The organism is Vibrio sp. HM8-C (assembly GCF_058630515.1).
In genome coordinates this window covers 17,757-44,592 of the sequence record NZ_JBMMKS010000007.1, presented here as the reverse complement: position 1 = coordinate 44,592, position 26,836 = coordinate 17,757, and the positions used below count along the sequence as shown (strand labels likewise).

At 45.5% G+C, this 26,836-nt stretch carries 27 protein-coding genes; 19 read left to right on the top strand and 8 right to left on the bottom strand.

The features are described 5' to 3' along the window. The 17 genes from urtC (at position 1) to ACOSVQ_RS09865 (ending at position 14,951) form a co-directional block, all read left to right on the top strand. Complete coding sequence (urtC, locus tag ACOSVQ_RS09945; RefSeq protein ID WP_491982421.1) at positions 1-1,086, top strand: urea ABC transporter permease subunit UrtC; 1,086 nt, start codon at positions 1-3, stop codon at positions 1,084-1,086. Continuing rightward, positions 1,083-1,922 carry an urea ABC transporter ATP-binding protein UrtD gene (urtD, locus tag ACOSVQ_RS09940; RefSeq protein ID WP_102942234.1) on the top strand — a complete coding sequence of 280 codons (840 nt, stop codon included), beginning with the start codon at positions 1,083-1,085 and terminating at the stop codon, positions 1,920-1,922. Before urtC ends, urtD begins: the two co-directional genes overlap by 4 nt. Then, the gene (urtE, locus tag ACOSVQ_RS09935) at positions 1,916-2,611 is read left to right on the top strand and encodes an urea ABC transporter ATP-binding subunit UrtE (RefSeq protein ID WP_102942235.1); all 696 of its coding nucleotides are present in this window, start codon (positions 1,916-1,918) and stop codon (positions 2,609-2,611) included. The genes urtD and urtE overlap by 7 nt, the downstream gene beginning before the upstream one ends. A gap of 4 nt (positions 2,612-2,615) precedes the next feature. After that, a complete protein-coding gene (locus ACOSVQ_RS09930) occupies positions 2,616-3,476 on the top strand; it encodes an urease accessory protein UreD (RefSeq protein WP_491982420.1) in 861 nt (286 codons plus the stop codon). A gap of 26 nt (positions 3,477-3,502) precedes the next feature. Continuing rightward, complete coding sequence (ureA, locus tag ACOSVQ_RS09925; protein ID WP_102942237.1) at positions 3,503-3,805, top strand: urease subunit gamma; 303 nt, start codon at positions 3,503-3,505, stop codon at positions 3,803-3,805. Between the two features lie 8 nt (positions 3,806-3,813). Beyond that, on the top strand, positions 3,814-4,119 hold the full coding sequence (locus ACOSVQ_RS09920) for an urease subunit beta (RefSeq protein ID WP_042483041.1): 306 nt from the start codon (positions 3,814-3,816) through the stop codon (positions 4,117-4,119). 22 nt (positions 4,120-4,141) lie between these two features. Then, positions 4,142-5,848: an urease subunit alpha gene (ureC, locus tag ACOSVQ_RS09915; protein ID WP_491982419.1), complete on the top strand. Its 1,707-nt coding sequence runs from the start codon at positions 4,142-4,144 to the stop codon at positions 5,846-5,848. Between the two features lie 23 nt (positions 5,849-5,871). Beyond that, positions 5,872-6,495 (top strand): urease accessory protein UreE, encoded by a 624-nt coding sequence (gene ureE, locus ACOSVQ_RS09910; protein WP_491982418.1) that lies wholly within the window; start codon positions 5,872-5,874, stop codon positions 6,493-6,495. Next, positions 6,495-7,157, top strand: a complete 663-nt coding sequence (locus ACOSVQ_RS09905) for an urease accessory protein UreF (RefSeq protein ID WP_042483048.1) — start codon at positions 6,495-6,497, stop codon at positions 7,155-7,157. The genes ureE and ACOSVQ_RS09905 overlap by 1 nt, the downstream gene beginning before the upstream one ends. Positions 7,158-7,159: 2 nt before the next feature. Then, positions 7,160-7,804, top strand: a complete 645-nt coding sequence (ureG, locus tag ACOSVQ_RS09900) for an urease accessory protein UreG (protein WP_171138583.1) — start codon at positions 7,160-7,162, stop codon at positions 7,802-7,804. A 43-nt stretch (positions 7,805-7,847) separates the two neighbouring features. Next, positions 7,848-8,393, top strand: coding sequence for a HupE/UreJ family protein (locus ACOSVQ_RS09895; protein ID WP_491982417.1), 546 nt, complete (start codon positions 7,848-7,850; stop codon positions 8,391-8,393). A gap of 429 nt (positions 8,394-8,822) precedes the next feature. Continuing rightward, a complete protein-coding gene (locus ACOSVQ_RS09890) occupies positions 8,823-9,815 on the top strand; it encodes a TRAP transporter substrate-binding protein (RefSeq protein ID WP_171137108.1) in 993 nt (330 codons plus the stop codon). 58 nt (positions 9,816-9,873) lie between these two features. Continuing rightward, positions 9,874-10,398, top strand: coding sequence for a TRAP transporter small permease (locus tag ACOSVQ_RS09885; RefSeq protein WP_491982416.1), 525 nt, complete (start codon positions 9,874-9,876; stop codon positions 10,396-10,398). Then, complete coding sequence (locus tag ACOSVQ_RS09880) at positions 10,391-11,698, top strand: TRAP transporter large permease (RefSeq protein WP_165312637.1); 1,308 nt, start codon at positions 10,391-10,393, stop codon at positions 11,696-11,698. The genes ACOSVQ_RS09885 and ACOSVQ_RS09880 overlap by 8 nt, the downstream gene beginning before the upstream one ends. A gap of 24 nt (positions 11,699-11,722) precedes the next feature. After that, entirely contained in the window at positions 11,723-12,865 is a 1,143-nt protein-coding gene (bglB, locus tag ACOSVQ_RS09875) for a beta-galactosidase BglB (protein WP_020328035.1), read from the top strand. 195 nt (positions 12,866-13,060) lie between these two features. Further along, the gene (locus ACOSVQ_RS09870) at positions 13,061-13,867 is read left to right on the top strand and encodes a helix-turn-helix domain-containing protein (RefSeq protein ID WP_491982415.1); all 807 of its coding nucleotides are present in this window, start codon (positions 13,061-13,063) and stop codon (positions 13,865-13,867) included. A 136-nt stretch (positions 13,868-14,003) separates the two neighbouring features. Next, entirely contained in the window at positions 14,004-14,951 is a 948-nt protein-coding gene (locus tag ACOSVQ_RS09865) for an AEC family transporter (RefSeq protein WP_491982414.1), read from the top strand. An 85-nt stretch (positions 14,952-15,036) separates the two neighbouring features. Here the strand turns inward: ACOSVQ_RS09865 and ACOSVQ_RS09860 are convergent, their stop codons facing one another. The 8 genes from ACOSVQ_RS09860 to napF all read right to left on the bottom strand — a co-directional run bounded on the left by ACOSVQ_RS09860 (position 15,037) and on the right by napF (position 24,202). Continuing rightward, the gene (locus tag ACOSVQ_RS09860; protein ID WP_491982413.1) at positions 15,037-18,141 is read right to left on the bottom strand and encodes an efflux RND transporter permease subunit; all 3,105 of its coding nucleotides are present in this window, start codon (positions 18,139-18,141) and stop codon (positions 15,037-15,039) included. After that, positions 18,138-19,430 (bottom strand): efflux RND transporter periplasmic adaptor subunit, encoded by a 1,293-nt coding sequence (locus ACOSVQ_RS09855; protein WP_491982412.1) that lies wholly within the window; start codon positions 19,428-19,430, stop codon positions 18,138-18,140. The genes ACOSVQ_RS09860 and ACOSVQ_RS09855 overlap by 4 nt, the downstream gene beginning before the upstream one ends. A gap of 182 nt (positions 19,431-19,612) precedes the next feature. Then, a complete protein-coding gene (locus tag ACOSVQ_RS09850) occupies positions 19,613-19,747 on the bottom strand; it encodes a TIGR02808 family protein (RefSeq protein ID WP_081878682.1) in 135 nt (44 codons plus the stop codon). A 14-nt stretch (positions 19,748-19,761) separates the two neighbouring features. Continuing rightward, the gene (locus ACOSVQ_RS09845) at positions 19,762-20,340 is read right to left on the bottom strand and encodes a NapC/NirT family cytochrome c (protein ID WP_165314068.1); all 579 of its coding nucleotides are present in this window, start codon (positions 20,338-20,340) and stop codon (positions 19,762-19,764) included. A gap of 26 nt (positions 20,341-20,366) precedes the next feature. Next, positions 20,367-20,828: a nitrate reductase cytochrome c-type subunit gene (locus ACOSVQ_RS09840; protein ID WP_491982411.1), complete on the bottom strand. Its 462-nt coding sequence runs from the start codon at positions 20,826-20,828 to the stop codon at positions 20,367-20,369. Positions 20,829-20,912: 84 nt separating this feature from the next. Further along, on the bottom strand, positions 20,913-23,402 hold the full coding sequence (gene napA / locus ACOSVQ_RS09835; RefSeq protein ID WP_491982410.1) for a periplasmic nitrate reductase subunit alpha: 2,490 nt from the start codon (positions 23,400-23,402) through the stop codon (positions 20,913-20,915). Next, positions 23,399-23,704, bottom strand: a complete 306-nt coding sequence (locus ACOSVQ_RS09830; protein ID WP_102942250.1) for a chaperone NapD — start codon at positions 23,702-23,704, stop codon at positions 23,399-23,401. Before ACOSVQ_RS09830 ends, napA begins: the two co-directional genes overlap by 4 nt. 15 nt (positions 23,705-23,719) lie before the next feature. Then, positions 23,720-24,202, bottom strand: a complete 483-nt coding sequence (gene napF, locus ACOSVQ_RS09825; RefSeq protein WP_491982409.1) for a ferredoxin-type protein NapF — start codon at positions 24,200-24,202, stop codon at positions 23,720-23,722. Between the two features lie 253 nt (positions 24,203-24,455). Here napF and narQ point away from each other — a divergent pair, with 253 nt between their 5' ends. Then, positions 24,456-26,189: a nitrate/nitrite two-component system sensor histidine kinase NarQ gene (gene narQ, locus ACOSVQ_RS09820; protein WP_491982408.1), complete on the top strand. Its 1,734-nt coding sequence runs from the start codon at positions 24,456-24,458 to the stop codon at positions 26,187-26,189. After that, complete coding sequence (locus ACOSVQ_RS09815; protein ID WP_491982407.1) at positions 26,176-26,808, top strand: response regulator; 633 nt, start codon at positions 26,176-26,178, stop codon at positions 26,806-26,808. Before narQ ends, ACOSVQ_RS09815 begins: the two co-directional genes overlap by 14 nt. Positions 26,809-26,836 lie beyond the last annotated feature (28 nt).

The following is a 26,836-nucleotide window of genomic DNA, read 5'->3' as shown; positions in this document are numbered from 1 at the left end:
ATGGTGTATCAACCGAAGTTATTTGATCGCTCTACCATGACATTTCTATTGGTTTTGGCAGTGGCTCTGTGTGTGATTCCGGTGTTGAACATGCTGGTGGGTTCAGGAAGTGCACTGCATATTTCAACCTATACCGTCACTCTAATGGGCAAGTACCTTACCTATGCATTACTCGCTGTTGCTGTGGATTTGGTGTGGGGTTATTTGGGCATTCTGAGCTTAGGTCATGCGGCATTCTTTGCTTTGGGTGGCTATGCAATGGGTATGTATCTGATGCGTCAGATCGGAGAGCGTGGCATTTATGGTAACCCTGAACTGCCAGACTTTATGGTGTTCCTAAACTGGAAAGAGCTGCCTTGGTTCTGGCACGGTTTCGACCAGTTCTGGTTTGCAGCTTTAATGATCGTTCTCGCACCTGGTTTACTTGCGTTTGTCTTTGGTTGGTTGGCGTTTCGCTCTCGCGTAACAGGTGTATATCTATCAATCATCACTCAAGCGCTGACTTATGCATTAATGCTGGCATTTTTCCGCAACGAAATGGGCTTTGGTGGCAACAACGGTCTAACCGATTTCAAAGATCTATTGGGCTTTGATTTACAGGCTAACTCAACGCGAATCACGCTGTTTATCTTATCGGGTGTCGCACTTGGTCTTGGTTATCTGGCGTGTCGTTTTATTGTGGTGAGCCGTTTAGGGCGCGTAGCAATGGCTGTGCGCGATGCGGAATCTCGTACCCGCTTCACGGGTTACAAAGTGGAATACATCAAGTTAGCGATATTTTGTTTTTCTGCTGTGTTAGCAGGCATTGCCGGTGCTTTGTATGTACCGCAAGTGGGTATCATCAACCCTTCTGAATTTTCTCCTTTGAACTCGATTGAGCTGGTGGTTTGGGTCGCATTGGGTGGTCGTGCAACTCTGTATGGCGCGGTGGTTGGTGCATTAGCGGTCAACTATGCAAAAACCTATTTAACCGCTGCGCTACCAGAGGTATGGCTGTTTAGCCTTGGCGCTATGTTTGTGTTAGTGACGCTGTTCCTGCCAAAAGGTGTGGTTGGGCTTATCAAAACCAAGGAGGCAAACGCATGAGCTTGAGAGATTTTGCAAGGTCAATGACTGACCGTGAACATGTTTACGATTTCCTTGTGCCGAAAGTAAATCCGATGCTGACCGTTGGTCATGGCTGCTTGCTTTACCTTGAAGGATTGACCGTCAGTTTTGATGGTTTCAAAGCGATAAACGATCTCAATTTGTACATCAATGAAGGGGAGCTGCGCTGCATTATCGGCCCTAATGGCGCGGGCAAAACCACCATGATGGACATTATTACTGGCAAAACTCGCCCAGACAGTGGCAGTGCGTGGTTTGGACAGAATATTGATCTGCTTGAACTGAGCGAACCGGAAATCGCCCAAGCGGGAATCGGTCGTAAATTCCAAAAACCAACGGTATTTGAAAACCAAACCGTGTTTAACAACCTTGAATTGGCGATGGCTGGAGCGAAAACCGTTCGTTCCACCTTGTTTGCCAAACTGAGTTCTTCAGACATTGATTACATCGATTATGTGCTGAAACAAATTGGTTTAGAGCCTCAACGCTTTTTACTCGCTGGTGCTCTGTCTCACGGACAAAAACAGTGGTTAGAGATTGGCATGCTGCTGATGCAAAACCCGAAACTGTTGCTGGTGGATGAGCCTGTGGCGGGAATGACGCATCAGGAAATGGACAGAACCGGTGAGCTACTCACCAGTCTTGCTGGCGAACGCACCATTGTGTTGGTTGAACACGACATGGATTTTGTTCGCTCGATTGCCAAAAACGTTACGGTTCTTCATCAAGGCTCTGTACTTGCCGAAGGCACCATGGATCAGGTGCAAAGCAACCCCAAAGTGGTTGAAGTCTATTTGGGAGAAGAAGCATGTTAACGGTGAAAGGATTAAACCAGTTTTACGGACAAAGCCATACGCTGTGGGACTTAGACCTTAATGTTGAAGAGGGTAAATGCACCTGCCTGATGGGACGCAACGGAGTGGGCAAAACCACGTTATTACAATGTGTGATGGGGTTGCTCGCGACACAAAGTGGTCAAATTGAATATCTTGGGCAGGACATTGCTGGATTATCAGCGGAAAAACGTGCGCCTTTGGGTATCGGTTATGTCCCTCAAGGTCGCCAAATATTCCCTTTGCTCACGGTGGAGGAAAACCTGCGTATCGGTTTACCTGTGCGTGGCGATAAGAGCAAAAATGTACCGGATTTTATTTATGAGCTTTTCCCTGTGCTCAAAGAGATGCTGCATCGTCGTGGCGGCGACCTTTCAGGTGGTCAGCAGCAGCAACTTGCGATTGGTCGCGCACTGGTCATTAACCCAAAATTGCTGATTCTGGATGAGCCGACTGAGGGTATACAACCTAACGTAGTGGCTGAGATTGGCGATATCATCCGCCGTCTAAATCAGGAAATTGGTCTGACAGTATTGCTAGTCGAACAGAAGCTGCCTTTTGCCAGAAAAGTGGCTGACCGATTCTGCATTCTTGATCGTGGGCGCCAAGTGGCGGCAGGTGAGATGACAGAACTCAATGATGCACTGGTCAAAGAATATCTAACGGTGTAGCACTATGAATCTTATGTCTAAGTTCGATCTCATTAGTCAAACCGAGCGCCACTGGCCAGCGTTTCTCTCGCTGGGTTTTGATTTTGATGGCGAGAAGACTCGAATGCACCAAATGGCGTTTCAAGGGCCACTGCGTGTACAGCGTCCATTCTACCCAGAGCAGGAGGTTTGCCATGTTTATTTGCTGCATCCGCCGGGTGGGTTGGTTTCTGGCGATGACTTAAGCATTCAGGTGGAATGTGCGCAAGACAGCCACGCGCTGATCACCACACCTTCTGCGGGAAAAATCTATCGAGCTGACAGCCAAGGCGGCGCACAGCGTCAGCAGGTTCATATTGATGTGCACAGTGCTCGTTGTGAATGGATGCCTATGGAAACCATCGTGTTTGACGGTGCGCACGGCAAACTTTCTACACGAGTGAACTTGTATGGCGAGGCGAAATTCGTCGGCATTGACGTGTTCTGTTTAGGTCGGCCGAAAAGTCATCTGCCATTTGTTAGCGGCAGTGTTGAACAGCGTTTGGCGGTCTATTTGGAAGATAAGCCGATTCTGCTTGAGCGCCAATTTCTGTCTGCGGACGATCCGCTTCTCACCGCAATGAGTGGTTTCAACCATCATCTGGTTTCTGGAACTTTGGTGGTGTTTGGTATTGATGATGCAGATTCTGCGGTTACTGCATTAAGACATTCCCTAGATTCAAAACAAACCACACTGAGCGTTACCCATCGCCTAGGGGTAATAGTGGTTCGCTATTTGGGCGATTGCAGTGAACAGGCACAACAACAATTACGTGGATGTTGGCAACTTCTGCGACCGCTATTGATGGGCATCGATCCATGTCCACCAAGGATTTGGAACACCTGATTTAAACCATTTTTCAGAGGGACGATATGGAATTATCACCAAGAGACAAGGATAAACTGCTGCTGTTTACTGCGGCGTTATTGGCTGAGCGCCGATTGGCTAAAGGTATCAAGCTCAACTATCCAGAAGCCAGTGCTTATATCTCCGCAGCCATTATGGAAGGAGCGCGAGAAGGTAAAACTGTGGCTCAGTTAATGAGTGAAGGACGTACTTTATTAAGCAAAAGCGAAGTTATGGATGGCATTGCAGAGCTTTTAGAAGAAGTGCAGGTTGAAGCCACCTTTCCTGACGGGACTAAACTGGTCACCGTTCATAACCCGATTCAGTAGGAGGCGTTATGAAGCCTGGAGAATACCAACTGCAATCTGCACCCATTGAACTCAACGCGGGGCGTAAAACCTTGAGTATTTCAGTGGTGAATCACGGTGATCGACCTGTGCAGGTAGGCAGCCATTATCATTTTTTTGAAACCAACCCAGCACTCGATTTTGAGCGTGAGAAAACCAAAGGAATGCGTTTGAACATTGCTGCGGGAACGGCTGTTCGTTTTGAACCGGGACAAACTCGCAACGTAGAACTGGTTGAGTTAGATGGCGCGAGAGAAGTGTACGGTTTCCGCGCAGAAGTGATGGGTAAGGTCTGATTTCAAGGAATAGGAAATAAAAATGGCAGAGATATCTAGGGCTGCGTATGCCGATATGTACGGGCCAACAACCGGTGACAAAGTTCGTTTAGCGGACACTGAGCTGTGGATTCAGGTTGAAAAAGATTTTACGACTTATGGCGACGAAGTGAAATTCGGCGGCGGTAAGGTGATTCGCGATGGCATGGGACAAGGTCAGAAATGCCGCGACGAAGTGGTGGACTGCGTGATCACTAATGCTCTGATCCTTGATCACTGGGGCATTGTTAAAGCCGATATCGGCATTAAAGATGGCAAGATCCACGCAATCGGCAAAGCGGGTAACTCAGATATTCAGCCGAACGTGACTATTCATATCGGTGCCAGCACAGAAGTGATTGCTGGCGAAGGTCATATTGTGACAGCAGGTGCGATTGACGCGCACATTCACTTTATCTGTCCGCAGCAAATCGAAGAAGCGCTGATGTCAGGCACAACGACTATGTTGGGCGGTGGGACAGGTCCTGCAACGGGGACTAACGCCACTACCTGTACACCGGGCGCTTGGAACCTCGCTCAGATGCTGCGCAGTACAGACTTAATGCCGATGAACTTTGGCTTCCTTGGTAAAGGTAACGCCAGTTTGCCGCAAGCGTTAGAAGAACAACTTGAAGCGGGTGCGTGTGGCTTAAAACTGCATGAAGACTGGGGAACGACACCGGCTTCGATTGATAACTGCTTGGCAGTGGCTGAAAAGTACGACGTTCAGGTCGCTATTCATACCGACACATTAAATGAATCGGGCTTTGTGGAAGATACCCTTGCGGCATTCAAAGGTCGTACGATTCACACCTACCATACGGAAGGTGCTGGTGGTGGTCATGCTCCGGATATTATCGTCGCTTGTGGTCAGCCGAATGTGCTTCCATCTTCGACCAACCCGACTCGTCCTTACACAGTAAACACAGTGGATGAACACCTCGACATGTTGATGGTGTGCCACCACCTTGATCCCAATATTCCTGAAGATGTGGCGTTTGCTGATTCTCGTATCCGTAAAGAGACTATTGCGGCAGAAGATATTCTGCATGACTTAGGCGCTTTTTCGATGATTGCTTCTGACTCACAGGCAATGGGGCGAGTGGGTGAGGTGATTTGTCGTACTTGGCAAACCGCTCACAAGATGAAAGTGCAGCGCGGCTTACTGCCAGAAGATGAAGAGCGTCAGGCGGATAACTTCCGCGCCAAGCGTTACATCGCCAAATACACCATTAACCCAGCTATCGCGCATGGCATCTCTCATGTTGTGGGTTCGCTTGAAGTGGGTAAGTTGGCGGATATCGTACTTTGGAAACCGGCTTTCTTTGGCGTTAAACCAGCGTTAATCATTAAAGGCGGTTTTATTGCTGCTGCACCAATGGGAGATGCGAACGCATCCATTCCAACACCTCAACCTGTGCATTATCGCTATATGTTCGGCGGATTTGGCACTGCGGGCGCTGCAACGTCAGTAACTTTCACCAGCAAAGCGGCAATGGAGAACGGCTTGCAGCAAACGCTAGGACTGAAACGTGAGTTAGCTGCGTGTTTTAACAGTCGTAACGTAACCAAGAACGACATGATTCATAACGACTACATGCCGGTGATCAGTGTCGATCCGCAAACCTATGAAGTGAAAGCGGATGGACAGCTGTTAACTTGCGACCCAGCAACGGAACTGCCTCTGGCACAGCGTTATTCGTTGTTCTGAGAAACCGAACTAAGGAGAGTTGTATGTTGAAAGTTGTAGGACGTTCCGACCATTTCCATGGAGCAGTGTTGGATAAGGTGATTTTGCCATTTGCACTGCGTCAGAAAGGTCGATTCAGAACAATGAGTCAATCTGGTTTGGATGTAGGTGTGTTTTTACCGCGTGGAGATGTGCTTAAACACGGTGACTATCTGCACACCGAGTGTGGACAAGTATTGATTGTGGTTGCGGAAAAAGAAGCCGTTGTGACAGCGAAAACCGATGATTGGGAAACCTTTGCTAAGGCGTGTTACCACATGGGTAACCGTCATGTGCCTATGGCGATAGGTCAGTGTTGGCTGCGATTCCAACCCGACCATGTACTGCAAGAAATGGTAGAAATGATGGGGCTGGTCTGTGAAGCCCAATTGGCAGAATTCACGCCAGAAAATGGCGCTTATCATGGCAGTGGTAAAGGTCATCATCACGGGCATGAGCATGACCATTCACATGACCAATATTCACATGATCATCAGTCGCACGATCACGACCACGGTCATTCTCATGGACATAGCGATTCACATGGACACAGCCATTCTCATGGTCATTCCCATAATCATTTGCACACTGAATCGCACAACAAAAGCCATGGGGAGCACCATCACTAATGCAGATTTCAGCGTTGTTATCTTTGCTGCATTTAAGTAGCCCGAGTCTGCCAATAGGTGCGTTTGCCTATAGCCAAGGCTTGGAAGGTGCGGTGGAACTGCAATGGGTGAAGGATGAAGCGAGCTTAAAGGCATGGCTGTCGCCGCTGTTGAGAAGCGGGCAGGCAAATTTGGAACTACCGCTATTAAAGCGCTTTTATCAGGCATGGCAACTCAACGATGTAAACCAAATCGAATATTGGCAGCAGGTGTTACTGGCTAACCGTGAAACCGCAGAGCTGGTGATGGAGGAGCAGAAACTTGGGCAAACTCTTCATCGGTTATTGGCCAGTTTAAACGTTGAGCTAGACAGTAAAGCGCGCAGCATGAGTTACCTGCCTCTATACGCCAAAGCTTGTGTGCACTTTAACGTGCCACTCGAAGTCGCAGCGACGGGGTGGCTCTGGTCTTGGCTAGAAAATCAGGTCACGGTGGCGTGCAAAACCGTTCCGCTAGGACAGACCTCTGCGCAGAAAGTATTAATCGAAATGATGCCCGTAATTGAACAGGCGATCGAAACAGGTTTATCCGTCAGTGACGACAACATCGGACTGACATTACCCAATTTTGCCATGGTGAGTGCATGGCATGAGACTCAATATTCAAGATTATTTAGGAGTTAAATATGAGCACACAATGTTTACGAGTAGGCGTCGGTGGCCCGGTAGGCTCCGGTAAAACAGCGTTGTTACGTCAGTTATGTTCGGCAATGCGTGAACACTACAATCTTGCGGTGGTAACGAATGATATTTACACCAAGGAAGATGCTGAATTTCTGATGCGTCATGAGGCGCTGGATATTGACCGCATTATGGGGGTTGAAACCGGTGGTTGTCCCCATACTGCAATTCGCGAAGATGCTTCTATGAATCTCGCTGCTATCGATGAGTTGCAACATCGCCATCCGGGCTTGGAGTTGGTATTGGTAGAAAGTGGCGGTGACAACTTGAGCGCGACCTTCAGCCCAGAACTCTCTGATTTGACGCTGTACGTGATTGACGTTTGTGCGGGCGACAAAATTCCACGTAAAGGTGGGCCGGGCATCACTAAATCAGATCTTCTGATTATCAACAAAACCGATCTCGCGCCGATGGTTAACGCATCACTTGAAGTAATGGACCGAGATGCGAAGAAAATGCGCGGAGATAAACCGTTTGTTTTTACTAACTTAATTCGTGGTGACGGTTTGAAAACAGTCATCGATTTTATCGTTCAGCAAGGCATGTTAGCCGAGCGTGACGTGAATGTCGTCGTAACTGAACAGATCTAATAGAGCCGTATTAACGGGCTGTTGTAAGAAAAGGAAATTTTAAATGAAACTATCTCTTAGCAAAATCATCTCTGCCGCCGCTCCGCTGGCTGCAAGTTCACCAAGCTTTGCTCACACTGGGCACGCAATGCACGCGAGTTTCTCTGAAGGATTTTTGCACCCGTTAACGGGCATTGATCATCTTGCTGCGCTGGTCTTGATTGGTTTTTTTGCGGCAAGCTATAGCTACAAAAAATCGGCGCAAATTATTGCTTGTTTTGCTGCCGCGTTAATGGCCGGATTCTTTGTTGGCGTTGAATGGTCGAATGCATCAATGGTGGAATCGCTGGTTGCTGGCTCTTTGATTGCGTTGCCTGTTGCTTTGTATTCCTACCGTAAAACAGGGGCAATTAAGTGGCTTTCTATGATCAGTATTGCAGCGTTCAGCGCTTGTCATGGCTTAGTACAAGGCGCAGAAGCGATTGGCGCAGTGAGCGAATTTTGCCTTGGTTCACTGGCGGCAAGCGTAATGGTGATGGTTGGCGTTAATGTAATGGTTAAAGCTATCCGCAATGCTGTTGCTCAGCTCAATACTGCAAAGCAGCAGTAAGTAAAGAATAACCGTAAATAAAAACAACAATGTAAGTTGGTGCACTTTTAAGTGCTAATACCGTAGTTGAAAGGGAGCTTTAGGCTCCCTTTGTTTTTCTTCGTTTTTACGCTTCCTTTGTTTATATCCACCGTAATAAATAGTGAGCATGTGGCACGAAATTGCTGATGTTCTCTAGATAAACCCGCTTAACTATTGCCTGTCGTACCGATTCTCAAATTGATAAACCACCCGACTTAAATAAAAACCAAAAGTGTGACCCTTCACCTTGAGGGTATGACGAATTAGACGGTCAAAAATTAAAGGTGGCGAAATTTCAAAGGTGGCTCTTTTTTGAAAGCGCCATGATAGACCCAACAAATAACAACGCTGCCAAACAGTGTTATCGATAAACCAATAACAAGCATAACAATCAATTTGGAGGATATTATGTCCCGACTCTACAACCCGATTACTAAAGCGCTGCTCGCTTCTGCTATGTTGCTACCATTCGGTGCACACGCTGCAACCGTGCTAAAAATGGCATACGCAGACAACAGTCAGCCTGTAAAAGATGCACTTCAGTACATCGGTGAAGCAGTGGCTAAAAAAACTAATGGTGAAGTAACGATTCAATACTTCCCTGATAGTCAACTAGGTGGCGAACGCGAGTTGGTTGAAATGACTCAAGTTGGCGCAATCGATATGACTAAAGTCTCTTCTGGTCTACTTGAGAGCTTCTCTCCACTTTACGGTGTTTTCTCACTACCTTACCTTTTCGAAAACCAAGACAGCTTCTACCGCGTGATGGATAACAAAGACATCATGAAAACGGTATACCAATCAACAGAAGCTCAAGGTTTTGCTGGTGTGGGTTGGTACGATTCAGGTGCGCGTAGCTTCTACATGAGCAAAGGCCCTGTGAAAACTCTTGCTGACCTTAAAGGTAAGAAAATCCGTGTAATGCAGAGCGAAACGTCGATTGAAACTATGAAGCTTTTAGGTGCTTCTCCAATCGCAATGAGCCAAGCAGAAGTGTATACCTCACTTCAACAAGGCATTCTTGATGGTGCAGAAAACAATGAATTCGCTATCACTATCGCGCGTCACGGTGAAGTCGCGAAATTCTACAGCTACGACATGCACACTCGCATTCCAGACGTAGTGATCATGAGTAACGTAACTAAGAGCAAGCTAACACCAGATCAACTAACCGCACTTCAAGAAGCAATCGATGAGTCAATCGAACTTGAGAAGAAACTATGGAAAGAAGAGATGGTTAAGACTCAAGAGCTAGCGAAGAAAGAGTTCGGTGTTGAGTTCTTTGATATCGACCAAGCACCGTTCAAAGCTGCAGTTCAACCAATTTATGAAAAGCTGAAAGGCAAACCTCAAGTGTACGCACTGTATGAGCAAATCAATAAAGTTGAACAAGCAAAATAGTAGTAACAAAGGATAGAAGCCCTCGGGCTTCTATCTCGATTGATTGGTCGAGGTTCCCATGAAAATTATAAGAAAGTGGCTTGATAGAACCATTGAAGTGTTTGCCTGCGCGGTAACGACGATGATGGTATTGGTGGCTTGCTGGCAGGTAATTAGCCGCTATGTTTTTAACGACCCGAGTACCTTCTCTGAAGAGCTACTTCGATTTTCGTTAGTATGGTTGTCTGTGATTGGCTTGGCTTATGTAGCCGGTAAATCAGAACACATCGCCCTCACACTGTTCTTAGATAAGTTTCCTAAAAACTTAGTGAAATACTGGAATATGTTAATCCAGGTCGTATTCATCCTTTTTGCCATCTACATCATGATCATTGGTGGCTGGAAGGTTTCAAGCAACGCCATGATGCAAGTTTCCCCAGTTCTACAACTGTCCATGGGCAAGGTTTACTACGCACTGCCTCTGTCAGGCGTGCTCATTATTGTCTACAGCGTAATGAACATCGTTGATCTGTTTAAAGCGCAACCGGTTAAAGCCAGTGACAACGAGAAAGGTTCTTTAGTAGGAGATAAACAGTATGACTGATCCAATTACTGCTGCCAGTATCATGATCGGGGTGTTCGTACTTTTACTGGTGTTAGGTACCCCAATTGGTTTGTGTATCGTTATCGCATCAGGCGCAACAGTCATGTTGGTGCTGCCATTTGACATTGCGATGTTCACAACCGCTCAGAAAATGTTTTCAAGTTTAGATAGCTTTGCACTGCTTGCTGTACCGTTTTTCGTTCTCTCAGGTGTGATAATGAATAATGGTGGCATAGCGACCCGTTTGGTGAACTTCGCCAAGCTGTTTACTGGACGAATTCCAGGCTCACTTTCTTACACTAACATCGCGGGCAATATGCTTTTCGGCGCGGTTTCGGGTTCTGCGATAGCAGCGTCGACCTCTATCGGCGGCGTGATGATCCCAATGAGTGCGAAAGAAGGTTACAACCGCAGTTTCGCTTCCGCGGTAAACATTGCATCGGCACCGACGGGTATGTTGATTCCACCAACGACGGCATTCATTCTTTATGCGCTGGCGAGTGGCGGTACATCCATTGCGGCACTGTTTGCTGGTGGTTTGGTCGCGGGTAGCTTGTGGGGCGTAGGCTGTATGGTTATTACCTACATCGTCGCTAAGCGTAACAACTACACCAACTTCTTTACGCTGCAAAAAGGCATGGCGTTAAAAGTGACTCGCGAAGCTCTGCCAAGTTTGCTACTGGTAGTGATTATCGTGGGCGGTATCGTTAAAGGTATTTTCACGGCGATTGAAGCATCAGCCATTGCGGTTGTGTACACCGCGTACTTGACGCTTATTCTCTACAAAACAATCTCAGTACGTGACATGCCAAAAATCATCATTCAGACATTTGTTATGACTGGTGTGATTATGTTCCTACTGGCAACGTCATCAGCTATGTCATTTGCGATGTCGATGACAGGTATTCCAGCGGCACTGAGCAAGTTGATTCTTGGTATATCTGATAGCCCTGCCGTCATTATGTTAGTTATCACGCTGTTTATCTTGATTGTTGGTGCCTTCATGGATATCGGCCCTGCAATTCTGATTTTTACTCCAATTCTTCTACCTATCGTTCAGAAAATTGGTGTGGACCCAGTACACTTCGGCATCTTAATCGTATTCAACTTAGCGATTGGTACGATAACTCCACCTGTAGGCAGTGGTCTTTACGTGGGGGCGAGTGTAGGGCAAGTGAAGGTGGAAGATGTGATTAAACCGCTGATTCCGTTCTATATCGCTATTATTTTTGTATTGTTATTAATTACTTATATCCCAGAACTGACTTTATTTTTACCAAGACTACTTGGTGTTATGTAATCGAATTTAAGGACTCTTATTATTATGAAAATCTTTCCTGTAAAACATAGCGCTTTGCTTCGTCGCGTAGAACGCACACACCCACGCAACGTTGTGGTCGATAAAATTGAAAGCCTAATCAATAACCTCATCAACATTCACGATGAAACCGGTGAGTTCCTTCTTCACCTTGATGATGGTCGTACTATCGATACTAAAGGCTGGGCTGGCTGGGAATGGACGCACGGTATTGGCCTTTACGGTATGTACAAGTACTACCAACAAACCAATGATCAGAGTGTAGTTAACATCATTGATGAGTGGTTTGAAGACCGTTTCTCTGAAGAGCAAGCAACTAAAAACGTGAACACGGTATGTCCGTTTTTAACGTTGGCTTACCGCTATGAAGAAACTAAAGACCAATCTCTAGTTCCTTACTTAGAAACATGGGCTGATTACGTAATGTACCAAATGCCAAAAACTAAGAGCGGCGGTATTCAGCACATTGTTTATAACAGCGAAAACCACGAGCAAATGTGGGATGACACACTGATGATGAGTGTGATGCCGCTAACTAAGATTGGTTTGTTGTTGAACCGCCCTGAATACATTGAAGAAGCGAAATACCAGTTCCTAACGCACATTCAATACTTAACAGATCGCGAAACAGGTGCATGGTTCCATGGTTGGACATTCGATGGTAACCACAACTTTGCGAACGCTCGTTGGGCTCGCGGTAACAGCTGGGTAACGATTGTTATTCCTGATTTCCTTGAGCTTTTAGATCTACCAGAGCACGATGCATTCCGTCGTCACTTGGTTCACATCCTAGAGCGTCAAATTGAGGTCCTTGCGAAATACCAACAAGCTAACGGCTTGTGGTGCACACTGTTGGATGATGAATCTTCATATGTTGAAGCATCCGCAACCGCTGGTTTCGCATACGGCATTTTGAAAGCGGTACGTAAGCGCTATATCGATCCAAAATACGCAGAAATGGCTTACAAAGCAGTGGATGCGTTAATCACTGATTACATCAATGAATCCGGCGAGCTAGTGAATGTTTCGTTCGGTACTGCGATGGGGCAGGACTTGGATTACTACCGTACAATTCCATTGACATCAATGCCTTATGGTCAGTCTATGGCAATTCTATGTTTGTCTGAATACCTACGTACCTATTTATAATTTAGGTATTAATTCCCCCCGTTTAATTTGGTAGTGAAAGTTTGCCCCATTGTTCTAATGGGGCTTTTTTAATGTGTGACTTATCCCACACTTGTGTCGGGGTGATTGCACCGAAATCACACATTTTATATCTGTCCATTGCACTACTATGGGTGTGATCGCAATATGAACTTGGTGTTCAGTGGAGGTAAAACGATGTTTCAACTTAGTGGCGAAGAGTTTTTCAAACACTCTGATTCTGCAGTCTGTACTGAGACCCGCGCACCTCAACCTGATTTTCCTGAACACTCCCATGATTTTCACGAATTGATCATTGTGACTAAGGGAGCAGGGCAGCATATCCTGAATGATACGCCGACCAACTTGGCGCAAAACTACATTTGCTACATCACACCTAGCGATCGTCATATGTATGAGCAGGTAGAGAACCTGCATCTAACCAATATTCTTTTTAAGAAAAATCGTCTCTCATACAGTCCGATTTTGAAGAACTTCTTGCCGAACGAAACTTCCGATTCGAAGAGCTGGTTTATCACTAACCAGACCATGTCCAAAGTTGAGCAAATATTGCAGCAATTGGATCACGAGTCTCGCTCGAATTCGGTGGAATCGCGTCTGATGATGGAAGTGTTGTTTCAACATCTAGTGGTTGAAATTTCCCGTGGGCGTTTGACGTCGCAATCCAATGATGTGAACGACAATATCATTCTTAAAGTTATTGACTGGTTGCAAAGAAACTACAGCGAAGATGTCTGTATCAACGAGATTTCGGACAAATTTAAGATCTCTTCTCGTTCATTGAGCCGAAAAATAAAGCAAGTGACCAATCTGTCCTTTAACAACTATGTGCACCGTGTGCGCATTAATAATGCGATGGATTTGCTCCAAAGCACGGACAAGTCGATCACTGACATTGCGTTTGAAGTAGGCTACAAAGACAGTAACTATTTCAGCACTAAATTCAAACGATTTACCAAAAAGACACCATCGCAGTACCGCTAAATCTGATTACCTTTGTTGCCCATTACATATGAATGAAAAGTTTTAAATATAAAATAACTGATCAAAAGCATTGTAATGGCGGAGTTAAGTTGAGATAACTTAACCAGTCTATACATCGGATGTAAGGTCTATCTTCGTGAACCCATTTGTCTTTACTTTCAGCATTATCATCAGTGGTTTTGTGCTGGGATTGTTTTTTCAACGCTATCTTAAACAGCGCTCCTCTCTTGTCAGTTTGGTATTAACCAAAATAGCGCTGATGGCGTTGATTCCATTTAGTGTATTTGTCTCTTTATGGCAGCTCAGCAACATTCGCACTGAGTTGCTATACCTACCTTTGATTGGTGCTGCCGTTATTGGTGCGGGTACATTGGTGGGGATTCTTGTTGCAAGAAAGAATAACTTAACACCGGTACAAACTGGTGCGCTTGTGCCTGTTACTGCGCTGTATAACATTGGCGCTCTGGGTAACCTTGTTCTCTTTATTACCTTCGGTGAAAACGGTGTCGCTATGATGGCGCTGTTTAAACTGTTCGAAGAGTTGACCTATTTCGGTTTAGTGTTCCCATACGCAAAATCCAAATCGCAAGATGAAGCCCTTAAATCTACGCAGAATAAACAGGTGTGGAAAGATCCTATCTTCCTTATTGCAATGTCTGCGATTTCGTTAGGTTTATTGCTCAATGTTTCAGGCGTTCCTCGACCAGAATTTCTTTTATCTGTAAGTCATTGGACGATCCCTGTAGGTACATTTTTGCTGATTGCCTCAGTGGGTTTAACTTTCAATTTGAAAGGCGGTAAGCGTTGGCAAAAAGTGGCATTGACTGCGACGATTGCCCGCTCAGCGGTTGCGGTGGTTTTAGTTTCAATTTTACTTTCACTGTTCAACCTATGGGGAATTGAAGACCATTTGGTTGCGAAAGTGTGTTTGATTTTGGCAGTGATGCCCACAGCATTTATGGGCACCTTACCCGCAGTACTTTATGATTTGGACAAAGAAGTAGCAAACACCAGTTGGATCACCAGTTACTTTATATCCATGATACTGACGCCAATCATGCTCGTTTTTCTAAGCACGATTTAGTTTTCTAGGTTTTTCAAAGAACATAAAGTTTTCCAAAGTACCTTTATGTTTTTCAAAGAACTAAAAACTTTTCCAGAGCACGCTATTACGCGTGCTCTGCGTTTTCTAATGCTAAGTCACTGCCACAAAGTTTGGGGTTAATGTCATTCAAAATGAGCAGCACACAAGAGACTACTACGGCAGCAAGTAATGTGGCACTCACCAGACCAAAGGCAATGCTGGCAATCAGCGGTATTAAGAATTGCGCCTGAGTACTGGTTTCCGTCAGCAAAGGCAATAAGCCAGCAAAGGTAGTGAGTGAGGTGATCACAATGGCTCTGAATCGGTCATGGATGGCTAGCTTACATGCTTGGCGTAGCTCCTGACCTTCTGCCACTTTGTCTTTCACGAAGGTGACCAACAATATATTGTCGTTGACCACAATCCCCGCGAGAGTGGCAAAACCAACCAGACTTGGGATAGTGAGATCAATGCCTAAACCTAAGTGTCCCCATACGACGCCAATCCAAGCCATTGGAATGGCAAGCAGCACTGCAAACGGCTGAACAAAGCTTTTAAACAGAAAGACCAAGATCAAATAGACGCCAATAATGCCGAGAGCAAAATAGGTGAGTAGCGATGAGCCTGTGTCTGCACTCTCTTTATCTTGTCCTTGAGAAGCGAAACTGACTTCTGGGTATTTCTGCGCCATTTTAGGCACAAAGTCTTTATAAAACTGCAGCATGATTTCGCGTGCGTTGGCGACTTGGGTGTTGATATTGCCTTGAACTGTAGCCGTCGGAATACCATTGACCAAGTTAAGCCGCGAGAAGGCCTTAGTCTGAGTTAAATCAGCGACAGCCATCAATGGGATCAGCTTGCCATTATTGGCGGTAATAAGCAGATCATTCAGTTCTTCTATGGTTGCTTGATGAAGAAAATCACTTTGACGAACCCGTATATCAACGATTTCTCCGTCTTGGAACACAGTAAGGTCATTGTTGCCTTTCACGGCATTTCTCAGCGTTTGAGCTACTTGTGCGGCTGTCACACCTAGCACGCCCGCTTGATCTTTGAGCGCGACTTGGATGTCATCTCGTCCATATCGCAAATCGGAAGAAAGATTGAATACACCGTCGAACTGTTTGAGCCATTTCATCAAAGCTAAATTCACGGCATAGAGTTCTTGTGGGTCGTTTCCCTGAACTCGGATATCAATTCCAATACCCGCAACGCCCCGTTCTTTGTCTGTAAACTTGAGTGCGATGACATCTGCGGTTGGGCCAACTTTGCTTTTCCAACTTTGAATAAGGTCTTTGATGCTTTCTTGACGAAACTGAGCGGGAAGCAAGTCCGCACTTACCGTAGCCATATGCGGACCAGAATCAAAGGCATCAATATTGGTGTTATACATAACCGTAATACTGTTGACCAATGGCTCACCAAACTTCTCTTGATACTCTGTATCCATCTCTTTTAGGGCGTTTTCAACTTTGCTGACGACACTTTCTGTTTGTGATAACAAGCTACCTTGGTCAAGCAATATTCTTGCTTGAAGCGTATCACTTTCAAGGGTTGGCATGGCTTTGAACTTGAGCAGACCGGCAGGGAAGGTGGCGGTGGTCGCTGCGACGATAAACAGCAAAATACCAATACTCAAATAAGGTGCGCGCATTGCGATCACGGAAAGGGGAACAAAGCCTTTGTCGCGAACGAACTCAAACCCAGCGGTTATTTTATTGCGAATGGCATTGCTGTTAGAGATATCAGGATGATGAGCCAGATGAGAAGGCAGAATAAACATCGCTTCGAATAGGCTCACTATAAGCGTCATCATCAGAACAATCGGGATATAACGGAGTATGTCACCGAGGTTACCAGTTAAAAACATCAATGGACCGACTACCATGATTGTGGTTGCGAAAGAGGCAATCACACCCGGCAGCACTTGTTTGGTACCTTCTATTGCAGCTTGAATCGCAGGAAGCCCCGCTTCACGTTTCGCCGCTATGTTTTCAGCAATGATCAATGAGTCATCCATTAATATACCGATGGCTACAATCAGACCAACCATGGTCATCATGTTGATGGTATAACTGAGTATCAGCATGATAAACAGTGTGCCGAGAAAAGAGACGGGAAGACCGACTGTTACCCAGAAGCTAAAGCGGATATTGAAGAATGCCCATAACGCTAAGAACGCAAGGATCAAACCTTGAACACCGTTGCTGCCTAGAATACGCAGACGTTCTTTAATATTGACGCTCACATCTTGTGTAATGGTGAGTTCAACACCTTGTGGAGCCAATGCGCGTTCTTTGTCGATAAGACGCTCAACAACTTCACGCACTTTAAGCGTATCCTGATTTTGGTTCTTGGAGATTTGCAGCAACGCCGCTCTTTGTCCGTTAAACAGAATCTTATCTTCTTCAAGGGCAAACTTTTGCTCTATGGTTGCGATGTCTCTTAAACGCAGTTGAGTGGTGCTGTTAATCATCAAAGCACCGATGTCGTCGACATGTTTAGCAAGTTGGTCAAAACGGATGCTTGATTCAGACAGATCACTTCTCATTGTGCCTGCTGGAATGCTGACGTTCTCTTGCTGGATTCGGTTTGCCAAATCAGAGATGCTCAAGCCGTATTGCTGTAAAGTTTCACTCGCAATGGAGACTTCAATTTCCTGAGCCGAAAACCCACTGATAGTCACTTGTGCGATATCTGGGTTCGCTTTCAAGTTCTGCTTAATCTTGTTCGCGTACCAGTAGAGATCTTGATCAGACATGGGGCCGGTAATCGCGACGCTAACGACGGAAGCGACACGGTCAAGTTTAGTCACGGTTGGGCGCTCTGCGCGATCGGGGAAATCACTAATCGCATTGACCTGTTGCTGAACTTCGCTGGTGAGAATATCGATATTCTCATTACGGTTAATTTCCACATTTCCGATGGCGACATTTTCTCGCGCATCACAAGTAAATTCGTGAATGCCGTTTATTTTATCTAGCGCGTCCTGAAGAGGGATACATATTTCATCCGCCACTTCTTTGGGTGATGCGCCCGGATAGCTCACCTTCACTTCGATATTGGTGGTTGGCGCTAAAGGAAACGTGTCTTTTTGCATTTTAGGTAGGGCATAAATCCCTACTAACAGAATCGCAATCATCAAAACGTTGGCAGCCGTTTTGTGCTGAGCAAAATAGGCGATCATCATTCACCTCCTGCTGCTTGCTGGCTAACCCACTGAACCATGGCTTTATCTGGCTGCGCTTTGAGTTTCATGCCTTCTACCGCTGGTTGTAGCTGACTTACCACCACCATGTCTCCTTCGCTGACGCCAGATTTCAAAACTGCTATTTGACCCTGAGTAAAATCGATTTCAACAGGTTGAATCGCGAGCTGGTTGTCTTTAACCACATAGACATTACCGCTATGAATCGCATTAATAGGCACAATAAGCTGATTTTCCATTTGCGGTGCTTTTAGCGTGACTTTGACAAAGGTATCGCGAATCAAAGGCGGCTTTTTGCCCGGCTGCGCTTGTTGATAAGGCTCGTCAACACGAATAATCAGTGTTTGGCTTTGAGTTTGGGCGTCGACCAAACCGCCGCTTCGGTCAACCAGCCCTTGCCAGTTAACTTGTTTATCTCCTGTGGTAAGAGTGACGGTAGCTTGCAAATCGCTATGAAGAGAATTGTCGAAACTCTCTGCCTGAGTTGCGCGACGTAATGGTCTCATTTTGCCAATCGAATACTGGGCAAGCACTTCGACTGCTTCCATTCCATCTGACTGGAGTAGGGCTTGACCTTTATTTACATACTCTTCGACATCAATATTGGTTGCGGTAATTCGAATATCGTAAGGGGCTTTGACTTCGGTATGACTAAGATCGCGCATCGCAATCTCTAGCTCCGCATTCAAGACTTCTTGCTCTGCAACCGTGATTGCTTGTTCATTTTTCAGATTTTGTAGTAGCTGCTGTTTACTGAGCAGATCGCGTTTGGCTTTGTCTTTTTCAGTTTGAGAAAGATGACCGGTTTTGGCTAAGCGTTCGCTACGTTCATACTCTTCTTTTTGCAGTTTGTAATCTTGCTCGGCAATCGAATAGCTCACGCCTATGGTTTGATATTTAAGTTTGGAGACATCTAACTCTGCATTGAGTTTGGTGATGGCAAGTTGATAGGCAGAGTCGTCAAGCTTTAGCAACGGCTCTCCTTTAGCAACGAAAGCCCCATTTTTAAAGTTGTCTGACACCCAGATCACTCGACCTTCTACTTCTGCCTGAGCTTGCCACTCTTGAGCTGGCTGGGTATAGCCATAGCCTATGGCGCTAGGTTGAATGGCGAGAGGTTTGACCTTCATCACTCGTACAACTTTTGAACCGCCCGCTTGTTCGGTTTTTGGTGGTTCAGCTTTCATACTAGGTGCGACTAAGAGAACAATACCACCCAACACGAGAGGGGGAACAATAAGTAATCGTTGAATCCAACTGTAGTTTGCCATAGTCACTATCCCTGAACTTTATTTATATAAGTAAAAACTAATGTAAAACAAAGGAAATAAATTGGCGCTTGCTCCCAATTCATTGCATATCGTTAATTTAGCTTTAACTAAAATAAAAAATCCGGCGCTAGGCACCGGATTTGGGTAAAGTTAAGTAAACAATCGTCAGCAATAACTTACGCTTACGATTCTTTATCTTTGGTCAGTGACAGTATGCCAATGGAAACGGCAGCAACACCAACAAATCCACCGAGGATAATGACTGGCATTGCGCTGTAACCAAGGACATGCCAGATAATGGATTCAAGTGTACTCATTTCTCTGCTCCTTGTTATTGCCAGCCTTCTACGCCGTGCATATCTGGTAGGTTATGTGCGATACCTTTGTGGCAGTCAACACAGGTTTTTTCACCAGACGCTAGGGCAGTAGAGTGTTGTTGAACACTACGTTCACTTTGCTCTGAGAAATCCATAAATTCAAACTGGTGACAGTTACGACATTCAAGTGAGTCGTTCTTTTTCATCCTTGCCCATTCACGCTCTGCTAAGTGCGCGCGGCGTTCTCTGAATTTCTCTGGAGTATCGATAGTTTTCGTTACGTAATGCGCAAACAGCTCTTTGGATGCCTGAACTTTACGAACGATTTTATCCGTCCATTCGTGTGGTACGTGACAGTCAGAACAAATTGCACGCACGCCTGAACGGTTAGAGTAGTGAACCGTTTCTTGGATTTCCGCAACGATAGGAGCGTGACAACCAGAACAGAACTCTTCTGTGTTGGTCATTTCCATACCCGTGTTAAATGCGCCCCAAAATAGCAAGCCACCAGAAAAACCCAAGAATAAGACAACGCCAGCCGCAGCTTTGCTTGGCCTTGTTAACTTACTCCAAAACGCTTTAAGTAGTTTCATAAATCGCCTCTTATTGTGTGGTTTGCTTAGCGAAGTGATTCAACACGCTTAAAGTCATTTTCAACCAAAGGTTGAGCGTCCGCTTGAGGTACGTGACATTGCAAACAGAAGTAACGACGAGGTGACACGTCAGCAAGTACAGCGTCTTCACGGTTTAGGAAGTGCGTTACACTAATTTTTGTTGCGCCCATATCTTTGGCGTTTTTCCAGCTGTGGCAAGACAAACACTTATTCGCATCTTTGGTCACTTCGTAGTTACGAATTGAGTGTGGGATTAATGGTGGCTGATAAACATAATCCGTTTCCAAAGATTGTTCGCGAGGAATTTTCTTCATTTCATCAGCGTTTCGTGTTTCTTCAAGAAGACTAGAACCGCGTAGAGATTCCAAGCCACCTGTGCCGCCTGGAAGATCCAGCTCAGCTTGCGCAAAGACGAGTCCCGATAAAACAGCACCAACCGATAACAGTGCAACCAGTAATTTTTTCATATTACATTCTCCGCCTAATGGCTAAATTCTTTAATGAGGCTGCCCGAGGGATGACATGGGGCAGCCTTTACATTCATCTTATACTTATGCCACTTTCGTGATTTTAACTGGACATTTCTTGAAGTCCGTTTGTTTTGAAAGTGGGTCGGTAGCATCTAGGATCAACTTGTTGATCAGAATGCGAGCATCAAAGAATGGTACGAATACCAAGCCTTTTGGCGGCTTGTTACGACCACGAGTCTCAACACGAGCACGAACTTCACCACGTGTGTTAGAAATCAGGATTTCATCACCACGGCGTAGGCCACGAGCCACAGCATCTTCGTGATGCATGAAACACACAGCATCAGGGAAAGACTTGTAAAGTTCAGGTACACGACGAGTCATAGTACCGGTATGCCAGTGCTCAAGAACACGGCCTGTACATAGCCATAAATCGTGTTCTGCATCTGGTGCCTCTGGTGGCGCTTCGTATGGTGCAGAGATAATCCAAGCTTTACCGTCTGGTTTACCGTAGAAGTCCCAGCCAGAGCCTTTCTTCGCATATGGATCTGAACCTTCTTTGTAACGCCATTGTGTCTCTTTACCGTCAACGAATGGCCAGCGTAGACCACGAGTTTGATGGTACATATCGTACGGCGCTAAGTCGTGGCCATGACCGCGACCAAACGTTGCGTATTCTTCGAAAATACCTTTTTGTACGTAGAAGCCAAAGTGGTGGGCATCGTCGTTCATTTCACGAGCTTCGCTGACTGGGAACTTGTCGATTTGACCGTTTTTGAACAGTACGTCGAACATAGTTTTACCACGGTACTCAGGCATTTTGGCTAGCAGTTCTTCTGGCCACACTTCTTCCATCGTGAAGCGTTTAGAGAACTCCATAACTTGCCATAAGTCAGACTTCGCTTCGCCCACTGTGCCTACTTGTTGATACCACGCTTGAGTACGACGCTCCGCGTTACCGTAAGCACCTTCTTTTTCAACCCACATTGCGGTTGGAAGAATCAGGTCAGCCGCTTGCGCTGTTACTGTTGGGTATGGGTCAGAAACGACGATGAAGTTTTCTGGGTTGCGGTAACCCGGTAAACGTTCGCCGTTGATGTTTGGACCCGCTTGCATGTTGTTATTACATTGAACCCAGTAACAGTTCAGTACGCCGTCATTCAACATACGGTCTTGAAGAACCGCGTGGAAACCAGGTTTTGGCGGAATTGTACCTTCAGGTAGTTTCCAAACTTTTTCTGCGATTTCACGGTGTTTAGGGTTTGCAACCACCATGTCTGCTGGCAGACGGTGAGCAAAGGTACCTACTTCACGTGCAGTACCACACGCTGAAGGTTGACCTGTTAGCGAGAATGGGCTGTTACCCGGAGTCGCAATTTTACCGGTCAATAGGTGGATGTTGTAGACAAGGTTGTTCATCCACACACCACGAGTATGTTGGTTCATACCCATAGTCCAAAGTGACATCACTTTGGTGTTAGGATCCGCGTATTGTTTCGCAAGCGTAATCAGTTTCTCTTCACTCACGCCTGAAATTTCAGCCGCTTTCGCAGCGGTGTATGGTGCAACGGACTTCTTGTACTCTTCAAACGAAATGCTGCTCATTGAACCGTCGTTCGGGTTCTTCGCTTTTTTCTGTAGAGGGTGATCGTCACGTAGACCGTAGCCGATATCTGTCACTGCTTGTTTGAAGTTAGTGTGCTTGTTAACAAAGTCCCAGTTCACTGCATCGTTTTGAATGATGTAGTTAGCAATGAAGTTGGCAATCGCTAGGTCAGTGTTTGGTTTGAAAATGTATCCGTGATCAGCCAGCTCAAAAGAACGGTGGTAGTAAGTAGAGAGAACGTTTACTTTAACGTGTTGTTGGCTCAAGCGACGGTCAGTCAGACGGCTCCATAGAATAGGGTGCATTTCTGCCATGTTCGAACCCCAAAGAACGAACGCATCCGCATGCTCTAAGTCGTCATAACAACCCATTGGTTCATCAATACCAAATGCACGCATGAAGCCCACAACGGCAGACGCCATACAGTGACGCGCGTTCGGGTCGATGTTGTTTGAACGGAAGCCAGCTTTCATCATTTTTGCTGCTGCGTAACCTTCCATAACAGTCCATTGACCAGAACCAAACATACCGATGCTTGTTGGGCCTTTCTTGGCAAGAGATGCTTTCCACTTCTCCGCCATGATGTCGAATGCTTGATCCCAAGATACCGGAGTGAAGTCGCCGTCTTTAGCGTATTCGCCATTGCGCATACGAAGAAGAGGTTGAGTCAGGCGGTCTTTACCGTACATGATTTTAGAAAGGAAGTAGCCTTTGATGCAGTTTAGGCCTTTGTTTACCGGAGCTTCAGGGTCACCCTGTGTAGCCACGATACGACCATTCTGCGTACCCACTAAAACTGAGCAGCCAGTACCACAGAAACGACAAGGCGCTTTGTCCCAGGTAATTTTGGTTTGATCTGTGCTAGCAATCAGATTTGCAGCAGAAGCTGGTAAAGTCACACCAGCGATAGCTGCAGCTGATGCTGCCGCGTTTGCTTTCACAAACGCTCGTCTTGTCATTTTCATACTTCATCCTCTGTTTGGGATTGTTGAATTCCAGTGTCTTCGTCCAACTGCTCTAAATCGGTTTCGATTTGGTGATAAACCAAAACAGTGCTGAGCACGTTAGTTAAATTGTTGATGGCATCGATAGTGTCAGTAATAAAACCTTGATTCTCAGTTTCGAGAACAACCACAATTTTGCCTTCAGGGCTAGAACCGAAGACTTCTGCATTGTCGAATTCTTCGATTTGAGCCGTTATTGATTCAACATGCTGTGGAAGCACATGAACCACCAAACTTGAAATGTGCACTTCATTCAGTGACATACATTACTCTCATTCTTATATTGTATTGCTCACATGGATAGATGCTGTTGGGCACACCGAAACACATGCGCCACAACCACTGCAGTCATCGATATTGATAACTGGTTGTGCAACTTTATTAAGTTGCAACTTAAACTGAATCGCCATTGTGTCGCATGTCTCACCACAGCTACGACATTCAACATTCTGATAAGCCAAACAATTTTGTCTGATATCAGCTTTAATCTGCCAAGGTGAACTGGACTGCGGAAGGAAGATAGGTTCAGGGCAAACATCGGCACATTGATAGCAAAATGTGCATTCGCCTCGGCCAAAATCGACGGTTGGAAAACCTCCATCACCATTGATGATGACATTGGTTTCGCATGCGGAAACACATTTGCCGCAACGTGTGCAATCGTCGGTAAAAGTGCCTGCTGATTTAAGCCACGGCATTATTATTGCTGTGTCTTCAACAGTTTTACGCGAGAACAATCGACGTCTGGCTAAATCGACCACTACAATCACCTTATTATTTGTAAGCGATAGATAAAGTGTAGCTCAGGGTTAATAAGCTACAAATTTCACTTATCCATATGAAAATTGTAGTTTTCAGGCTATTTTCTTAAATACCTATAAGGGGGTAATTGGGGGTATCCGTTGTTTTAGATCAATTATTTCCAGAGAGAGTGATCACATATTGTTAGTGTTTGACTGTGGTTCTAAAAATCCAAAAAGGCGACAGACGTCAAAATGAAGGAAATACACAAGTTTGGTTAAGAGAGTTGAAAGGTCGCTGATTGGCACCATTGCCAAAGCAATGTTTTGTATTGTTATGTTGTCTTTCGCAACAATTGGCTTTGCTATCATAACGTTAGCTTCGTCCCTGAACGATGCTGAAGCGGTCAACGTGTCTGGCTCAATGCGTATGCAGAGTTACCGATTGGCGCACGATATTCAGAGTTCATCCATCGACTATGTTCGTCACATAGAGAGTTTCGAACATTCATTGTTTTCGCCGTCTATGCAGGCTTTAAAGAGTTGGACTGTTCCTGCAGACATTCAGAAAGATTACAACGACATCATTATCCGTTGGCAGCAGCTTAAAGATTTGCTGCAAAGTGACCAACGTGCTGAATATCTTGATCTTGTTGCTGGTTTTGTAAGCCAAATTGATGTGTTTGTTTACAAACTTCAACAGTTCTCAGAAGGTAAGTTAATCAAGCTTGCTTGGGTTGGGGGATTAGGCCTCGGTGGGGTATTTCTGGTCTCGGCATTCGTCATCATTTACACCCGCAGAGAAGTCGTTGGCCCGCTACGTAACTTGGTGGTTGCCAGTGAACAGGTGCAAAACCGCTCCTTTGATGTGCAGCTGAAAGTGACTAGTCGCAATGAAATGGCGATATTGACTCGCACTTTCAATGATATGGCTAATGATTTGGGCAAGCTGTATCACGGTCTAGAAAATGCAGTTAATGAGAAAACCCACAAGCTTCAACACGCTAACCAATCATTACAGGTATTGTACGAGTCGTCTCAGCAGCTCACTGCTTCTCGTATCAGCCAAGAGAATTTTCAGGCGTTACTGAAACAAATCGTTAGTGTGGAAGGAATTGACGCTGTTCGCTTAGAAATAGATGAAGAAGCGGGTAAAGGAATTGTTTTAACAGAGGGTTACTGCGACAACGATTGCAATAATGATTGCCATGAGCAGCCTCTGATGGTTGATGGACAACCACTTGGAAGATTGTACTGGCGAGCGGGACTGCCCTGTCCCGACAAAGCACTGATTGATAGTTTTGTGCAAATGCTGTCGCGAGCCGTGTATTTTAATAAAGCGCAAAAGCAGGCTGAACAACTGCTTTTAATGGAAGAGCGAGCCACGATTGCGCGAGAGTTGCATGATTCACTAGCTCAGTCACTTTCTTACCTAAAGATTCAGGTATCGCTGCTTAAACGAGTAATGACTAAGCTTGAGCAGACACCACAAAGCGAAAAAACGGCAGATATTATTAAAGATATCGATGATGGATTATCGGGTGCCTACACTCAATTAAGAGAGTTACTGACTACGTTCCGATTAACTATCAAAGAGGGTAATTTCGGACGCGCCTTAATTGAGATGATTAATCAGCTAAAAGAACATACCAGTGCTTCGATTGAACTGACCAATAATCTCTCATCATTGGATTTGGACGCACATCAACAGGTGCACCTCATGCAGTTGATTCGAGAGGCGGTTATCAATGCCATTAAGCATGCCGATGCGACGAAAATTATTGTTGAATGTAATGAAGTCGATGGCGATGTCATTGTCGTTGTAGAAGATAACGGTGTGGGTTTTGAAGAACACGATGCAAAACTCAACCACTATGGTTTAAGCATTATGCAAGAGCGAGCAGCTCGCTTACACGGAGAATTGGCAGTGAACTCTTCTCTGAATTCTGGTTGCAGAATAACTTTGAAATTTAAACAGTCTAAGGACATTAACGTTGACGAAGATTAGAGTAATGTTGGTGGATGACCACCCGCTAATGCGTAGAGGCATTAATCAGTTACTGAGCCTAGAAGATGAATTTGATGTCATTGCTGAAGCGAGTAACGGCACTGAAGCTGTGGCACTAGCCCATGAAGATGAGCCGGATTTAATTCTGCTCGATTTGAATATGAAGGGCATGTCGGGTTTGGATACGCTTCAAGCGCTTCGCACCGATGGATGCAGTTCAACTATCGTAATTTTGACGGTTTCAGATAGCGCAGCTGACATTGAAGCGTTAGTGAAAGCTGGGGCGGATGGTTACTTGTTAAAAGATACTGAGCCAGATGAACTGATTGAGCTTCTAAAGCAGGCCTCTTTAGGTGAGAAGGCATACAGCAGCGTGGTGGCTAAATATCTTCGTGAACGTGAACAACACTCTGATGTGTTCGATGCGTTGACTGAACGTGAATCGCAGATACTTGGTGAAGTGGCAAAGGGGTATCGCAACAAACAAATTGCCGATCATTTGTTTATTTCTGAGGCGACCGTGAAAGTGCATATGAAGAGCTTGCTGAAGAAACTGCGTGTTCCTTCTCGTACCGCTGCGACTGTGCTTTATCTAGAGCGCTACGGTGAACTTAGATAAGCATCGCATATAAAATACAGAGTGCAGA

Excerpts from the sequence above, each read along its gene's own strand:
- urtC (WP_491982421.1), top strand. The coding sequence starts at position 1 with ATGGTGTATCAACCGAAGTTATTTGATCGCTCTACCATGACATTTCTA.
- urtD (WP_102942234.1), top strand. The coding sequence starts at position 1,083 with ATGAGCTTGAGAGATTTTGCAAGGTCAATGACTGACCGTGAACATGTT.
- urtE (WP_102942235.1), top strand. The coding sequence starts at position 1,916 with ATGTTAACGGTGAAAGGATTAAACCAGTTTTACGGACAAAGCCATACG.
- ACOSVQ_RS09930 (WP_491982420.1), top strand. The coding sequence starts at position 2,616 with ATGAATCTTATGTCTAAGTTCGATCTCATTAGTCAAACCGAGCGCCAC.
- ureA (WP_102942237.1), top strand. The coding sequence starts at position 3,503 with ATGGAATTATCACCAAGAGACAAGGATAAACTGCTGCTGTTTACTGCG.
- ACOSVQ_RS09920 (WP_042483041.1), top strand. The coding sequence starts at position 3,814 with ATGAAGCCTGGAGAATACCAACTGCAATCTGCACCCATTGAACTCAAC.
- ureC (WP_491982419.1), top strand. The coding sequence starts at position 4,142 with ATGGCAGAGATATCTAGGGCTGCGTATGCCGATATGTACGGGCCAACA.
- ureE (WP_491982418.1), top strand. The coding sequence starts at position 5,872 with ATGTTGAAAGTTGTAGGACGTTCCGACCATTTCCATGGAGCAGTGTTG.
- ACOSVQ_RS09905 (WP_042483048.1), top strand. The coding sequence starts at position 6,495 with ATGCAGATTTCAGCGTTGTTATCTTTGCTGCATTTAAGTAGCCCGAGT.
- ureG (WP_171138583.1), top strand. The coding sequence starts at position 7,160 with ATGAGCACACAATGTTTACGAGTAGGCGTCGGTGGCCCGGTAGGCTCC.
- ACOSVQ_RS09895 (WP_491982417.1), top strand. The coding sequence starts at position 7,848 with ATGAAACTATCTCTTAGCAAAATCATCTCTGCCGCCGCTCCGCTGGCT.
- ACOSVQ_RS09890 (WP_171137108.1), top strand. The coding sequence starts at position 8,823 with ATGTCCCGACTCTACAACCCGATTACTAAAGCGCTGCTCGCTTCTGCT.
- ACOSVQ_RS09885 (WP_491982416.1), top strand. The coding sequence starts at position 9,874 with ATGAAAATTATAAGAAAGTGGCTTGATAGAACCATTGAAGTGTTTGCC.
- ACOSVQ_RS09880 (WP_165312637.1), top strand. The coding sequence starts at position 10,391 with ATGACTGATCCAATTACTGCTGCCAGTATCATGATCGGGGTGTTCGTA.
- bglB (WP_020328035.1), top strand. The coding sequence starts at position 11,723 with ATGAAAATCTTTCCTGTAAAACATAGCGCTTTGCTTCGTCGCGTAGAA.
- ACOSVQ_RS09870 (WP_491982415.1), top strand. The coding sequence starts at position 13,061 with ATGTTTCAACTTAGTGGCGAAGAGTTTTTCAAACACTCTGATTCTGCA.
- ACOSVQ_RS09860 (WP_491982413.1), bottom strand. The coding sequence starts at position 18,141 with ATGATGATCGCCTATTTTGCTCAGCACAAAACGGCTGCCAACGTTTTG.
- ACOSVQ_RS09855 (WP_491982412.1), bottom strand. The coding sequence starts at position 19,430 with ATGGCAAACTACAGTTGGATTCAACGATTACTTATTGTTCCCCCTCTC.
- ACOSVQ_RS09850 (WP_081878682.1), bottom strand. The coding sequence starts at position 19,747 with ATGAGTACACTTGAATCCATTATCTGGCATGTCCTTGGTTACAGCGCA.
- ACOSVQ_RS09845 (WP_165314068.1), bottom strand. The coding sequence starts at position 20,340 with ATGAAACTACTTAAAGCGTTTTGGAGTAAGTTAACAAGGCCAAGCAAA.
- ACOSVQ_RS09840 (WP_491982411.1), bottom strand. The coding sequence starts at position 20,828 with ATGAAAAAATTACTGGTTGCACTGTTATCGGTTGGTGCTGTTTTATCG.
- napA (WP_491982410.1), bottom strand. The coding sequence starts at position 23,402 with ATGAAAATGACAAGACGAGCGTTTGTGAAAGCAAACGCGGCAGCATCA.
- ACOSVQ_RS09830 (WP_102942250.1), bottom strand. The coding sequence starts at position 23,704 with ATGTCACTGAATGAAGTGCACATTTCAAGTTTGGTGGTTCATGTGCTT.